The sequence below is a fragment of the Psychrobacter sp. Ps4 genome (assembly GCF_022129285.1).
GTDB classification, from domain to species: domain Bacteria; phylum Pseudomonadota; class Gammaproteobacteria; order Pseudomonadales; family Moraxellaceae; genus Psychrobacter; species Psychrobacter immobilis_A.
In genome coordinates this window covers 20363-35574 of the sequence record NZ_JADQAK010000014.1, presented here as the reverse complement: position 1 = coordinate 35574, position 15212 = coordinate 20363, and the positions used below count along the sequence as shown (strand labels likewise).

Genomic DNA, 15212 nt, shown 5'->3' with positions numbered 1-15212 from the left:
ATAGGCAACTCACTTTGTAAAATTCTTAGCATTTTTGCTAATACTAGGGCGTGTCCTCATTTTAAAAATGGTGATAAACATGAGATAAATTGCCGTCAAACAAGGAAAGTAGAGCACATAATATCGAGATATTAAGAAGCTATTTGACGATGTTTGGCAAAATTTAGCCATTTTTAGCCCATTTAAAAAGTAATCGATTGAATTGAGGACACGCCCTAGTCTTGCTAGTTTATCGATATTTCAAATTAGCAGTTTTCTAATGTACTACTTAGACCCAGCCTTTTTCACGGAACAGCTTTAATACTTTGATAAATGCTGCCATCTCATCAGGCGTGCCAAGCGTCAAGCGATTGAAGCCTGTAATAGGTGGAAACTCGCGACCAACCTTGATGCCATGGTCACGCATTCTATCGATGTATGTTTTTAAATCACCCTTTATTTCATGAAAAATAAAATTGGTCTGTGAGGGTAAATAACGCAATCCAAGATCGTCTAATACTGTCTCAATCATCTGGCGCGACTGATTGGTATTGCGCAAACTTAGCGCTAAAAACTTGGCATCATTTAACGTGGCAATAGCAGCAACCGCACCTGACAAGTTGGTATTGTCCATAGACATAAACGCTTCGACACTCTCAATAGCTTGCGGATTAGCAACTGCGTATCCCACTCGCATACCTGCTAAGGCACATAACTTTGAGAAAGTATGGATAACAATAAGGTTGTCTGATAACCCTTGTTTCACCCACTCAATCCCACTCTCAAAGCTCGGATCTGACACGTACTCCAAGTAAGCTTGATCTAGCAAGAAGTAATGGTTATCTGGTGCCTTACTTACCCAAGTTTTAAGCTTTGACGTTGATGTAATGATGCCAGTTGGGTTATTTGGATTGCAAATATAAAGTAGGCTGATGCCATCAAAATCGTCAGCTGCTCTTTGCAGTTCATCAAAATCATAATCATAGTTTTCAGCGGTTAATGGTATCTTGACCACAGGCACGCCAATGGAATTTGCATACATCTCTGCACAATCAAACGTTGGCACAGGAATCACCATTTGAAACTGCTTGCCCTCTTTTAATGCTTTGTTTTGCAACATTTGTAAGGTAGCCCGAATATTTTCAGTCGAGCCATTGCCTAATGAGATTTGGTTTTCTGCCACACCATGGATGGTGGCAATTTTGCTAATGAGCGCCGCGCGTGGATTATCTGGATAACGAAAGCCCTCGCCTAAAGATTCTATAATGGCTTGTTTAGCAGAATCTGCCATGCCTAGTGAGTTTTCATTCGCATTTAATTCTAAGAATTTATTATTTTTCATGATGGATTATGTGCCTCAACGTCCGTTGTTATAAGTTCATATTGCTCATTAATATCATATTAAGGGGCATTTGGTATAAACACAAGTTTTGATATAACCAATTATTAGTTATTAATAATCTCAAACAAAAGCGAGGTTGTTTTGCTGATAAGAAGACCATAAAAAAGGTGAGCTGCACCGTTAGCAACTCACCCTTTTATTAAATACAAACTGATATTAATAACAGCTTAAATAACCTATTAGATCAAATGCGCTTTTAACTCTAGCACTTTATCACGCGTTTTTGCCGCATCTTCAAACTTCAAATCACGTGACATCTGCTTCATAAGCTTTTCAAGACGATTGATTTCTTTCGCCAGCAAATCAGGACTGCGTAAAATGCTGATATCGACATCAGGCAGATTGCTCTTGATAGGAATCACTTGATTGTCATTGGCATTCTGATCGTCACCCGTATCGATTTTATCGGTGATACTACGGCGCGCACCTTTCGGTGTGATGTTATGCTCAAGGTTAAAGGCCACTTGTTTTTCACGGCGACGGTCGGTCTCGTCTATCGCCTTTTGCATACTGTTGGTAATGCGATCAGCATAAAGGATAGCCTTACCATTGATATGACGCGCAGCACGACCAATGGTCTGAATCAAGGCACGCTCAGAACGCAAGAAGCCTTCTTTGTCCGCATCAAATATTGCGACCAATGACACTTCTGGCATATCTAAACCTTCACGCAATAGGTTAATACCGACCAGTACATCATGCACGCCAGTCCGCAACTCATGAATGATTTGCATACGCTCGACAGTATCAATATCCGAATGCAGATAAGCAACTTTGACGTCGTATTCTTTTAGATAACTGGTCAAATCTTCTGACATGCGCTTGGTCAAGGTAGTTATCAGCACGCGCTCATCTTTTTCTCGACGCTTAGTAATCTCTGATAACACATCATCGACCTGCGTCAATACAGGGCGAATCTCAATCTCAGGATCAATCAAACCCGTTGGACGGACGACTTGTTCAACGACTTGCTCGCTGTGTTCAAGCTCATACAATGCAGGCGTGGCACTCACATAAATAGTTTTAGGCTTGATGCGCTCCCACTCTTCAAACTTCATCGGACGGTTGTTCATCGCACTTGGCAAACGAAAGCCATAATTGACCAAGTTTTCTTTACGTGATCTATCGCCTTTATACATTGCACCGATTTGCGAAACAGTGACATGTGACTCATCAAGGAACAACAGTGCGTCTTCTGGAATATAGTCAAATAAGGTCGGCGGTGCTTCCCCTGATGGACGACCAGACAGATGCTGTGAGTAGTTTTCAATACCGTTACAGTAGCCGAGCTGTTGAATCATCTCAAGATCATACTGAGTACGCTCTTTAAGACGCTGTGCTTCAATCAGTTTATTGTTTTCACGGAAATACTCTAAACGTGGCTCAAGCTCAGCACGGATGGTATGACTGGCAGCTTCTAGTTTATTACGCGGCGTCACATAGTGCGATTTTGGATAGATAGTAATACGCGGCACGCTACGTACCGTCTTACCTGTCAATGGATCAAACCAAGTAATTTTCTCCACTTCATTATCAAATAAATGCACACGTACCGCCAGCTGCTCAGACTCAGCAGGATAAATATCTAGCAGCTCGCCACGCAACCGATACGTACCGCGCCCAAAGTCTAGCTCATTACGCGTATATTGCATTTCAACAAGACGTTTGATGGTAGCAGTGCGATCAATTTTGTCGCCAACGACGACGTGCAGCAGCATTTTTAAATAACTTTCTGGATCACCCAGACCATAAATGCACGATACCGAGGCGACGATAATTGCATCACGGCGCTCTAGGAGTGCTCGCGTCGCTGACAGACGCATCTGATCAATATGGTCATTAATAGCGCTGTCTTTTTCGATAAAGGTATCACTCGCCGCGACATAGGCTTCCGGCTGATAATAGTCATAATAACTGACGAAATACTCAACGGCATTGTTTGGAAAAAATGACTTAAACTCACCATATAACTGCGCGGCAAGCGTTTTGTTATGTGCCATGATAATGGTTGGACGCTGCGTCTCAGAGATGACCTTTGCCATGGTATAGGTCTTACCCGAGCCCGTTACACCCAGTAGTAACTGCTCATCCATACCAGAATTAATACCGTTGACGAGCTTTTCAATCGCTTGCGGTTGATCGCCTGCTGGCTCAAATTCGGTGACCATCTCAAAAGCACGACTTGATATTTGCGTCCCAGACGCATTGACACCACTAATTTCAGCTTCGCCTTGGAGCTGAGTGGCCAATTGGTTTAACTGACGCGATGAGCGCGGTTCGGGCATACGCATAATGGCTTTCTTCTTCTGAAGGTTTATAACAATGTGGGGTCTAAGCTAGGGTTTTTAAAGGTAATTAAGGGTTTTATCTTGTCATCTTCTCTTACAATATTAGCATCTAGATATGACGTCACACGCCCTATTTATAACGAATAAATAGTACCTTCGTTATAAAAAACGCACACAGCATCCGCTAAATTTACAAAGCTTTTCATGATTAACAAACTCATTACACGACCACCTAATAAAGCCTAACGCTTGAGGCTTTCAATCTTCATTTAAGCTGCTATTATTTATAACGAATCAATCAACAAGTAGTTCATTAGTAAGATACCAATAACAACAAATGAGATTTTCATTAAAATAATACACATAACGGAGTAGAACATGAGAGAACGTTACGCAAGTGGAATAGATGACGCAACCGCAAAGAAAATGATCGACTTATTGAACGCTAATCTAGCGAATCTCATTGATTTGAGTATGGACAGTAAGCAATGTCATTGGAATTTGCAAGGTACTGGCTTTATCGGTGTTCATCAGTTATTAGATGATACTTACGGTCGCTTAACTGAAGCTTATGATACGGTTGCTGAGCGTATTGTTATCCTTGGCGGTAAAGCCAATGGTATCTCTAAACGCGTCGTTGAGGACTCTATCCTCGAGACTTACCCTACTGATATCACTGAAGTCGACCAGCATGTTCGTGAGCTTACCAATCGTTATAAGACCATTGCGGCATCATTGCGTGAAGGCATTAATACTGCTGGTGACGCGGGTGACGAAGACACCGCTGACCTATTAACGGAAATAAGCCGTACTGTCGATAAAGATGCATGGTTCATCGGTGCCAACGCGCCAAAGAAATAATATCTTTGTACCTAAACCTGTTATACCAATAAAACAGGTATATCCATAAGATAGTCCATATCAGCAAAAAAGGTCACTTTTATAGTGACCTTTTTTGTGTATACTAATTTATGTGTAATAACTTTAAGATTCGCGCTCAGAAACGGGCTTTAAAATAGCTAAATTATCAGTTATTAGCTGTCAGTTAAAAAACACCTTGGATTATTTGTTGCATCTGCGGTAAAAGCTCATCCAACTGCGCCTCTGTCTCACTGGTATCGTCAGGCAAAGATTGCTTTAGAAATGCCGCTGTAATCTGTGGCTGTTTCGCCAAGATACTTTGACCCATCATCGTATCATAAAAATCAATTTGAGCATCAACTTCCGCTTGCGTATAGTAAGTTTTTGCCGCGTTAATATATGCTTGCGTCAACGTCTGCTTGTCAATAGCATTGCCTATACCATTGGTCATTATCTTGGCATATTGACCCAGCACTTTTTGAATCTGCTCTTGTAGCGCCTGTTGACGTTTATTTAGTTTACCATCACCTACTGACTCAGTACGATTTTGCGTTTGTACGTTGATGGCATTAATAGCCGCTTGTTGCCCGTTAACGATAGATTCTATTTGCTCATCAATGTGCATCACTTCCATCAGCTTAACGATAGACGTATCTGTTGGGGAGATATTATTATTCATAAAAGCGGTATTGTTAATAGAAGCGCTATTCGCACTTATTCTATTGATACTTACGCTTTGCTGTTGAGCAGGCTCATTATGAATTACCAGCTCAGCCTGTGCTTGAGTCAGACTGGCTACTGCGCTAATAGTGACAACGACCATACTTAATGAGCGAACCATGATTGAACACCCAACAGGGCTCTCTATAGCAGACTGAAGACTTAGTTTCATGTTAGTTTCTCTTTATCAGGCATCTTGATTATAACTATTGGGTAAGTTCAAAGTTTTAGCATTGGGTACAGATAATGTCAGGATAGCTTCCTGAAATAAAGGATTGGCACGGAACTGACTTTCAATAATTTCGAATTTTTGGGCAATCTCTTTTTCTTTTTGATTGCCAGCGATATCGACTGCTGCCACCATAAATATCTTTTTGGGTCCCACCCACTCCAAATGTAAGTACGACACACTATCGATATCTGGATGATTGAGTAACTCGGTCAATGCATAGCCATGTATCCTCTCTGATACTTTATAACCGACCAAAAAGTCACGGTTACGGCTAATTAAAAAAATGGCTACCGCACCTAATAATATTCCGACAATGATAGAGCCGAGCGCATCCCAAAACGGCTGTCCCGTATAAGCATGCATACCCATGGCAGCAGCAGCGACAACCAAGCCAATGACAGCTGCCAAGTCTTCAAAGAATACACCACGTAAAGTTGAGTTTGACGTATCGACCACATAGCCAATGGCGCTGACATTTATCGCTTCACCATGCTTTTTGCTTTGTAAATAAGCTTGTCCTAATGAAAACCCTTCGAGCACAAACGCAATCGCCAATACAATGAAACCGATGGTATAGTTGGTCTCGCTTTCCGCAGCATTCCACTCGGTGATACCGGTATAAATGGAGACAATCGAACCTGCCATAAAGACACCAAAAGCGGCAATCATCGACCAGACATAAGCTTCTTTGCCATAGCCGAGGGGATGGCTTTCATCAGCAGGTTTGATCGCCTTTTTCTCGGCGACAATTAATAAAGTACCGTTACCTGCATCTGCCCACGAATGCGCTGACTCTGCGATCATAGAAGCAGAACCCGTCATAAATGCTGCTACCGTTTTGGCAATCGCAATGATGAGGTTGGCTCCAACGGCAATTAATACCGTTACCAATGAAGCGGAATGTTGCTGGTCTTTATTGGTTGTCGACTTAGCAGAATCGTCTAATACAGAATGAGAATTACCATCAGAAGTGGCGTCTGTAATGAGCGTGCCAGCGCCTCGAGCACGACTATTATGCGGCGCTGGCTGATGAGAAATAGGAGCGTGTGACTCGGCTTCCGATGGTTTTAAGCTCATAATAATCTCGATATAGGCTTTTTGAACGCAGATATATATATTTAACCAGATTAATAGACCGTATATTGAAAGCATTTTAACTGACTATACAGGGTCTATTCCTCTTAACGATCATGAAGATTAGCCAGCTCACCAACCATATCCCCGATATCACAACTGGGTCGATGTGAACTTTCCAGACGCAGGTTTTTACGCTCTAGTGCGGCATCAGCGCGGCATTGCTGCATGGGATTTTTGATATCAAGTGGCGGCGCAGGTGTGGGCTTGCCATTATCATCGATAGCGACCATCGTAAAATAGCAGCTATTGGTATGGCGTACAGTACGGGCTCGAACGTCTTCTGCTTCGACGCGAATGCCGACCTCCATCGAAGTATTCCCTACATAGTTGACACTTGCCGCAAAGGTGACCAATTCGCCAACATATATAGGCTCACGAAACATCACTTGGTCGACAGACAGCGTCACCACATAATTGCCGCTATAGCGACTGGCGCAAGCGTAAGCGACTTGATCAAGCATCTTAAGCAAATCACCACCATGCACATTGCCAATAAAATTCGCCATATCAGGCGTCATAAGTATCGACATATATAACTCATGATTTAATGGGGCTTTTTTGGCAGTCGAGCTGGTATTGTATTGCGGCATAAAAATCCTTGAATGATTTAGGGCGTGTTGATAGTAAGTATCATTTATACAGCAGCTCACAAGAGAGCACAAACGGCACTCTGTCATTGAATGGTCTAGGTTATGTAAACCTTAAACTATTTAACTTTAGCTCAACCAATGAAAACGATAAGCAAGCCAAGCGACAATGGCGCTCACTGAACCTGTTAAGATACCGCCCCAAGCAAAATCAACCAACGCTGTATCCAGTGTAAAACCTTTGTACAACGCTAAACTGGTAAAGTCATAAGTACCGTAGGCCATCAGCCCTATCAAGCCGCCAAGCAAGAATATATGACCAATCGAAGCGCCTGCTTTGATTTGTGGATATAAAATCAAGACACAGAGAGCCAGTAGATAAAACATATAGAACACGCCAGCAGCAATCATGTTTGGCTCATCGGCAAGCAGATGCCCGATACGCTTTTCATAAAATAAGCCAGTCATGGTCTTGAGCCAAACTGCATCAATACCCAAAAATATAAGCACAGCAGCCAGATATATAAATACATAACCCATAACCACATCCTTTTAATTAGCGTTTTTTAATCCCAGCTTGTTTCCATCATCGCTTGTTAAGTCAGTGCTTGTTAAGACACTGCCTATTGAAACGCAACTTGTTAAGACGCTATGTTTCGTTTGGAGGCGTCTTGGCCATCACTGTTGGCATTACCGCTTTCATGAGAATTCATAATATCGTGAATCAGGCGGCTGCTTTGCTCATCGGTGAGGGTGTCATGAGAAGACAAATCAGAGAAATGCATCACATCAATATTATCCGGCTTCACTGCGGTCAACTGCACCACGCCGATGGTGCGCTCTAAAAACCCACCTTCACAGTAACAAAAGTAAAAATCCCACAAGCGAATAAAGGCATCATCATAACCAAGACCCTTAATTTCTTCACGCTGTGCCATAAACGCGGCACGCCAGTCGCGCAAGGTATGAGCATAGTCAAAACCGTAATCATGTAGCTGCTTGATGACCATGTCGGTTTGTTCCGTAAACTGTGTATTTAGCTCTTGATTAGACAGCAAACAACCACCAGGGAAAATGTGCGTCTGGATAAAATCGACTGAATTAATATAATCTTGGTAGTTTTGATCGTTAAAAGTAATCGCTTGCAGCACCATCAGCCCTGTGGGTTTGAGTAAGCTATTACATTTGGCAAAAAACGTCGGTAAGTACTCGTGCCCAACGGCTTCAATCATCTCGATACTGACCAGCTTGTCGTACTGCCCTGTCAGCTCACGATAATCTTGCTTCAGCAGGGTAATTTTATCAGACAGTCCTGCCGCATCGACTCGGCGCTGCGCCTCATCATACTGGGCGTCAGAGATGGTCGTCGTCGTTATGTGACAGCCATAATGTGTGGCGGCATAAATAGCAAAACCACCCCACCCTGTGCCAATTTCTATCACATGATCATCAGGCGTCAATTGTAATCGCTGGCAAATGAGCGCCAGTTTATGCTGCTGCGCTGCGCTCAGTGATACATCAGGCGTACGATATACTGCTGCTGAATACATCATCGTATCGTCCAAAAACCGCTGATACATATCATTGCCCAAATCATAATGCGCTAAAATATTGGACTTGGCACCAGACTGATCATTGCTACGTAGCCGATGCTTCGCTTTTTCAAACGCCTTACTCACACCTGCAAAGCGATTTTCCAACTTATTCAACACCGATAAGTTACGCGCTGCCAACCGAATCAGCCCTGTCAAATCGTCCGTATCCCACTCACCATTGATATAGCTGTCTGCTAGCGCAATAGAGCCGCCAAGCAACAGCTGCCGATAGACAGCAGGATCATGAATCATCAAGGTAACGTGTAGTGAATGGCGACCCACTGCCGAACTGCTCGCGACACTATCGGATACTTTACCGAAGCTAACGGTATTAGGTGCTTGCTCATCGAATGCTTCGACTATAGTCAAGCTACCAAACTGGATATGCGCTAATGCGCGAAAGATGAGTTTTCTTGCCAATTTATTCATTCCCGCATTGACGGGCTGAAAAATGGCGCTCTCATTGACGACCTTACTCATCTGTGCGGTCAATTTTCCTAATGTCGAAACGGGTGCTCGGTCGGTTGGTCGTGCTGACATCGTATATTCATCCTTGTTTAAATGCTCTATGCTTAAGCGTTAAGCTGATAAATTTCTTTGGCTGATCGTTAGCCCTTCAACTATCCAAGAATATCTTTTGGAGTCGGTGCTTTGTTCTGTTGGCTATCGGCCAGTTTTTCATCATAATGAATATAAGGCACTTTTTTAATCGCATAAAGCTTGAAAGCATGCCAATAAATACGGGTTACAGAAGTCATGTTCATTAGCGGGTTTTTTCGCAAGCTGTTGCGAATCGTTGTGGCGGTCATTGGAACGCCAGCCATTTTTATACCCGTTTTTAATACCTCACCGCGCTCATCGCTGATATCGATAGCAATACGAACTTGCAAGCAATTATCCGGCTGCTTTTTTACCTTAACCTGCCAACGATATAGCTGATCGATCGGGTTAAAAGGTGAGACATGAAAATCTTTATTATGACAAAATTCAGTATTCGCGCCATTGAGTGTAAACCCATAATAATGGTGCTTATCCCACGGTGTATTAGAGACTTCAGCCAGTAAATGGGATGGTATCTGCTGCTCATCGAAACCTAAGTAAAAATTGACTGGACTAAAATATATGCCCGCATTGCGGCAAACGAGCATTCCAATAATATCGCCTGTTGGCGCACTACCCGCTTGCTCAGTAAACACTTGGTTTAAGCGATGATTAAGTGCTTGAACAGAATTTGAACGACAATTATCCTGCTTATCACTCATGGATAGATTACTTAGGCTATTTGACTTTTGTACAGGTAGACCTTGTAAGTAATCATCAGGACAAAACTGCTGCAAGGCTTTTTTCTTTGCTGAAAATAATGGCAATCCTTTGACCAGCCGTCCTTTTGAAAGCAACTTTTTTAAAAGCTTATTTTTGCTACTCATACCTGTACTTACTTCAGGAAGCTCCAGCTCTTTAGCCAATGCGCTGATATTGATGCCCCAATAACGGTATGGATACGCAAATTTATGTACACTTGGCAGTAACCGACTGTGCCAAGTCGTCCCATGGAACAACTGATGGGGTAAAAGCTTATTAGGCGTGTCGGTTTCAATAGACATAGCATTCTCTTCAATAGTGTTCGTTGATCTCACGGCCAAAATCACTGCACGTTATGACGACCAAATAAGCGACGCTTTCGCTTTGATTCATCATTTTTAACAGGCGGTTGTAAACGTTCAATGTACTCAATCAGCTCCTGATTGGTGAGCGCCGTGACAACCTCACGCTTATTAAGTGTGCGCAATTTGCTATCTGCCTTTACCGGTAGGTCCTTATAACGAAACGGCGTATGTGCGCTCTCGGTATCAGGCAGATGAGTCGGATCAACCTCGTCCTTTATCGCAATATCATGACCGAGCGCCTGACAGACACGTAGACCACTACGTACGCCATCTTCATGAAAACCATTAAACCAATAGGCACCGCAAAAATGTGTGTGCATGTCGTTACCAGAGATACTCGACCATCTGCTTTGCGCCTCAATCATCGCTTTATCAAACACAGGATGGCTATAATCGATGCGCTTGATGACGTGCTTATCATCAACATTTTCACGAACGGTTTCTGGATTCAGCGTAACCAAATAATTGTGCTTTTTGGTCAGGCGTTGCAAAATATTCATGTGATAAGTCAGCACTGGTTTTGCTGATGTTTGCGCTTTTTTAGTATGGTTTTCAGTAGCTGATTGTCCTGATTGTCTCGCAGTTTTATTTGCGAGATTCTCATCAATCAGATAATTCCAGCTGGCCCATGCCAATGGCTTGTTCGGTAGGACACTGACATCGGTATGCAGTACGGCGGTATTTTTGGTAAAGCGAAAATGACTCAGCACCTCATGTTCATCCTTACTGGCGTCTGTTAAAATTTTGAGTGCGGTGTCTGCATGACAAGCAAAGATAACTTCGTCAAATACCAATTTTTCGTTCAAGCTTTCGATATTGTTATCAGTAATGCTTTTATTTTGAACCGTCAATAATACTTGCTCACTATCGCGAACCACAGACTGTACGGGACTGTTTACTCTCACCTTACCGCCCGCTTTGATGAAGCGTGGAATCAACTTATTGACGTACTGTTTTGAGCCACCTTTGATCGTAAACCACTGCGGACGATTAACCACATCGAGCAAGCCATGATTGTCAAAGAACTGTGCAAAAAACACCAGTGGGAAGTCTTGTACTTCATGCAGACTGGTTGACCAAATGGCAGAAACCATTGGCAGCAGATAGTTGTCTATAAACAGCTTGCCATAGCTTTTTTCTGTGAGATAGCTGCCCAGCGTTTGCTCAGTAAAAGCGCTGACATCTTGCCCGTTAGCACGTGTCATTTCGTAGTCTTGGCGTAGCTGCTTGATATGTTTATTGAATTGTAAAATATCTTTGATAAATTGCCAAAACTTTGGATTGAAGACATTCTTACGCTGCGATAATAAAGTATTGAGCGTGTGACCATTGTATTCAAAATGACGCGCTGTATTCTTTACCGAAAAGCTCATGTCAGTCGATTGAAACGGCACTTGCAGCTCATGCAGTAGACGAAAGAAATTGGGATAAGTACGCTCATTAAAGACGATAAAGCCAGTATCTATGGCACTGTTTTCCACATTGCTGCTCTTTGCTTTTTTGCCGTCTTGTAGCACCACATCGATGGTATTTACATGACCACCAATATAATCATTAGCCTCGAACACTGTCACTTCATGTTGCGCCACCAGATAATGAGCGCAAGTCAATCCTGATACACCTGAGCCAATGATAGCAATACGTTTTTTAGCTTGAACGTTAGTCGTCTGTTTTGAGAGGCTGCTGGCTTCATGAGAGACTGTCTCTAGGTTCTTGCTTTTACGGCGGTTAAACAGCATTGATGCGTTCCTTTTCATATTTTTAGTAATTTGTTTTTTGCAATTTTTCAATATAAGCTATTTTTTATTGATTTTTTCACTGACTTGCTGCCACACCAAATCTGGCAACGTACCCAATACCTTTAGCGGTAAAGTGAGCTTTTTGGGAAATTCGATCACATCGTGACCACTCGCGATACCATCACGAATAGCTTTGCTTGCCTGCGCTGTTGTTTGGATAAAGGGCATGGGAAAATCATTTTGCTTAGTCATTGGCGTTTCGACAAAACCAGGCACGACCAAGCTTACCGACACATCATGCGGTGCAAGGCTAATTTGCAAGGTTTTCATTAGATAATGGATGGCAGCCTTTGAGCTGCCATAAGCTTCGGCACGAGCAAATGGCACATAAGCAGATGCTGAACCAATGCCAACCAAGCGACCTTTTGAGGTGATTAGTTTTGGCAATATCCCTTCGATAGCATGTGACAACGTACCCATATTTACCGACATCACTTTCATAAACGAGGCGCTATCGAAGTTTGGCATGTCCAAATATTCGCACATGCCAGCGCCACAAATCGCCAAATCAACCTCTTCAATTTTTTCAAAAGCGTCGATAACTTTATCCCGATCCATGAGATCTAAGTCAACCGTTTCTGCGCCTAACGACTCAAGCTCAGCCAATGCGCTATCGTCTCGACCAACGGCATAGACATGATGACCTTCTAGTAGATAGTCTTTTGCCAATTGATTGCCAATACCAGACGTCGCGCCAGTAATAAGTATATGTAATTTCTTAGTAGAGTCAGTCATCGTAAACGTCCTTTTATTTGTGCTGATAGTACAAAACTTACCATACATTTAAGTGCTAAATACTTGCGTATCATCTTTAGTCAGCTGATGGCATTAACCCTTTTTTATTAAGGTATCATCCATTTTATTTATTAAATCTAAACAATCATAGCGCACGGCTATCGATTTATTGTTGTGGTTTCGCAATCAATGCGTCTCTCAATTGACTGAACCTGTCTACTCTCGCGCACTGGAAAAATTGCTCTTAGGTCTGTCGTTTTATGTTACTAGCCTTATAAGACAGCCTAATTACGACATGCTACAATACTAAAAATCAAAAATAGCTTTACATTAAAGGGCTGATTAGTCAGCGTATTTATCATGAAAATATCCAACCTGTTAAAAGCGCTTGTCTTTATTAACGGTTATTTATTTTCAAAAATCAACTTCCGTTGCGGCAGTTTTTGAAACTGCCTGATATCGTGTCCTCCTGATACCGTGTCCTAATGACATCTCAAACGTTATACAATTGATGATAGCGCTTCACCAATCCCACTCCACTATAAAAAGGATCTCTCATGAGTAAATTGAAACTGTCTGACCGCGTCAACAACATCAAACCATCGCCTACGCTAGCGATTACCAATAAAGCCAAAGAGCTAAAAGCAGCTGGTAAAGATATTATCGGTTTGGGCGCTGGTGAACCTGATTTTGATACGCCAGAGCACATTAAAAAAGCAGCAATCGATGCCATTAATGACGGTTTTACCAAATACACCGCTGTCGATGGTACGCCAGAGCTCAAAAAAGCCATCATTGAGAAGTTCAAACGTGACAACAACATCAGCTATGAGCCCAATGAAATCCTAGTATCGGTCGGTGGTAAACAATCATTTTTTAACCTTGCGCAAGCCTTTATCAATCCAGGTGATGAAGTCATCATTCCGGCACCTTACTGGGTCAGCTATCCTGACATGGTCATCATTGCAGAAGGTGTGCCAGTCATCGTCAAATGCCCTGCTGAGCAAGATTTCAAAATCACCGCTGAGCAATTAGAAGACGCCATCACTGACAAAACTAAAATGCTGGTACTAAACAGCCCCTCTAACCCAACCGGTATGATTTATACGTTGGATGAGCTAACAGCCATCGCTGACGTGCTGAAAAAGCACCCACAAGTTTATGTTGTTTCAGATGACATGTATGAGCACATCCGCTGGACGGGCGATAAGTTCTACAATATTTTGAATGCCGCACCTGAGCTAAAAGAGCGGGCGATTATTTTAAATGGCGTGTCAAAAGCATATGCGATGACTGGCTGGCGTATTGGTTATGCTGGTGGCCCTGCCAAGCTGATTGGGGCGATGAAAAAAGTACAATCACAGTCAACCTCATGCCCAACATCGATCAGCCAAGTGGCTGCCGAAGCCGCTATCAGTGGTGATCAAAGCGTGCTCACGCCAATGGTAGAAGCCTTTGAAAAGCGTTGTGATCTAGTCGTTGATGGTTTGAACGCGATTAAAGGTATTACCTGCCTGCGTCCTGACGGCGCTTTCTACGTATATCCTGACATCAAACCACTCATCAAAGCCGCTGGTCTGTCATCATGTACTGAATTTTCAGCATGGTTGTTAGAGAAAGTTGGCGTAGCAGTGGTGCCTGGTGACGCCTTTGGTCTTGGTGGCTATATGCGCATCTCTTACGCAACTGATGAAGCGACTCTAAAAGACGCCTTATCACGCATCGAAAAAGCGGTTGCTGATCTAGACGTTGCTGAATAATAAATAAACAGCCACTGTCTTAAAATTACTACGCTTAAGTATGTGCTTAAACATGCGCTTATAAACGAAGACGCCACCTATCCTCTATGTGGCGTCTTTTTATTCATCTCACAATTGGGAGTTTTTTTGGCAAAAAACCTCGAAAAACGCCTTATCCCCTTATTAAAATAATTATCTTTGATAATTATGCAAAAAAGGCTTGACGTATTTTTTATTTTTGCTAGAATACGCCCCACTTAGCAAGAACTCGTTAGAGGCTTCTAAGGCTCGTTGTAAGGTTTTAAACACTTGCAGCTTATTCTCCAATAGCTCAGTTGGTAGAGCAACGGACTGTTAATCCGTGTGTCCCTGGTTCGAGCCCAGGTTGGAGAGCCACATTTTAGTTGTAAATTTCTTGAATTATCTTTAATTCAATTATGGCATTTGCCAAAACCCTCATCTCTTTGATGA

12 protein-coding genes and 1 tRNA gene are annotated in these 15212 nt (G+C 42.6%); 3 read left to right on the top strand and 10 right to left on the bottom strand.

Annotated features, from left to right (window positions below; translation table 11 throughout):
• Positions 1 to 268: 268 nt before the first annotated feature.
• Together I3252_RS09340 and uvrB are read right to left on the bottom strand one after the other, a co-directional pair.
• Complete coding sequence (locus I3252_RS09340) at positions 269 to 1321, bottom strand: histidinol-phosphate transaminase (protein ID WP_238034993.1); 1053 nt, start codon at positions 1319 to 1321, stop codon at positions 269 to 271.
• Between the two features lie 239 nt (positions 1322 to 1560).
• A complete protein-coding gene (gene uvrB, locus I3252_RS09335; protein WP_025652097.1) occupies positions 1561 to 3672 on the bottom strand; it encodes an excinuclease ABC subunit UvrB in 2112 nt (703 codons plus the stop codon).
• Between the two features lie 375 nt (positions 3673 to 4047).
• Between uvrB and dps the strand changes: the two genes are divergently transcribed.
• Positions 4048 to 4530 carry a DNA starvation/stationary phase protection protein Dps gene (gene dps, locus I3252_RS09330; RefSeq protein WP_060491486.1) on the top strand — a complete coding sequence of 161 codons (483 nt, stop codon included), beginning with the start codon at positions 4048 to 4050 and terminating at the stop codon, positions 4528 to 4530.
• Positions 4531 to 4714: 184 nt separating this feature from the next.
• Here the strand turns inward: dps and I3252_RS09325 are convergent, their stop codons facing one another.
• From I3252_RS09325 to I3252_RS09290, 8 genes are all read right to left on the bottom strand, one after another.
• The gene (locus tag I3252_RS09325; protein WP_238034992.1) at positions 4715 to 5422 is read right to left on the bottom strand and encodes a DUF2059 domain-containing protein; all 708 of its coding nucleotides are present in this window, start codon (positions 5420 to 5422) and stop codon (positions 4715 to 4717) included.
• A 15-nt stretch (positions 5423 to 5437) separates the two neighbouring features.
• Complete coding sequence (locus tag I3252_RS09320; protein WP_238034991.1) at positions 5438 to 6559, bottom strand: cation diffusion facilitator family transporter; 1122 nt, start codon at positions 6557 to 6559, stop codon at positions 5438 to 5440.
• Positions 6560 to 6663: 104 nt separating this feature from the next.
• Positions 6664 to 7209 (bottom strand): acyl-CoA thioesterase, encoded by a 546-nt coding sequence (locus I3252_RS09315; RefSeq protein ID WP_238034990.1) that lies wholly within the window; start codon positions 7207 to 7209, stop codon positions 6664 to 6666.
• Between the two features lie 126 nt (positions 7210 to 7335).
• A complete protein-coding gene (locus I3252_RS09310; protein WP_060491490.1) occupies positions 7336 to 7746 on the bottom strand; it encodes a DUF2177 family protein in 411 nt (136 codons plus the stop codon).
• Between the two features lie 101 nt (positions 7747 to 7847).
• A complete protein-coding gene (locus tag I3252_RS09305; RefSeq protein ID WP_238034989.1) occupies positions 7848 to 9341 on the bottom strand; it encodes a cyclopropane-fatty-acyl-phospholipid synthase family protein in 1494 nt (497 codons plus the stop codon).
• A gap of 80 nt (positions 9342 to 9421) precedes the next feature.
• On the bottom strand, positions 9422 to 10405 hold the full coding sequence (locus I3252_RS09300) for a DUF1365 family protein (protein ID WP_238034988.1): 984 nt from the start codon (positions 10403 to 10405) through the stop codon (positions 9422 to 9424).
• Positions 10406 to 10446: 41 nt separating this feature from the next.
• Positions 10447 to 12207, bottom strand: coding sequence for an FAD-dependent oxidoreductase (locus tag I3252_RS09295; RefSeq protein ID WP_238034987.1), 1761 nt, complete (start codon positions 12205 to 12207; stop codon positions 10447 to 10449).
• A 57-nt stretch (positions 12208 to 12264) separates the two neighbouring features.
• Complete coding sequence (locus I3252_RS09290; protein ID WP_238034986.1) at positions 12265 to 13002, bottom strand: SDR family NAD(P)-dependent oxidoreductase; 738 nt, start codon at positions 13000 to 13002, stop codon at positions 12265 to 12267.
• A gap of 557 nt (positions 13003 to 13559) precedes the next feature.
• Between I3252_RS09290 and I3252_RS09285 the strand changes: the two genes are divergently transcribed.
• Both I3252_RS09285 and I3252_RS09280 read left to right on the top strand, forming a co-directional pair.
• Positions 13560 to 14762 carry a pyridoxal phosphate-dependent aminotransferase gene (locus I3252_RS09285; RefSeq protein ID WP_238034985.1) on the top strand — a complete coding sequence of 401 codons (1203 nt, stop codon included), beginning with the start codon at positions 13560 to 13562 and terminating at the stop codon, positions 14760 to 14762.
• Between the two features lie 299 nt (positions 14763 to 15061).
• Positions 15062 to 15137 (top strand) — tRNA-Asn (locus I3252_RS09280).
• Positions 15138 to 15212 lie beyond the last annotated feature (75 nt).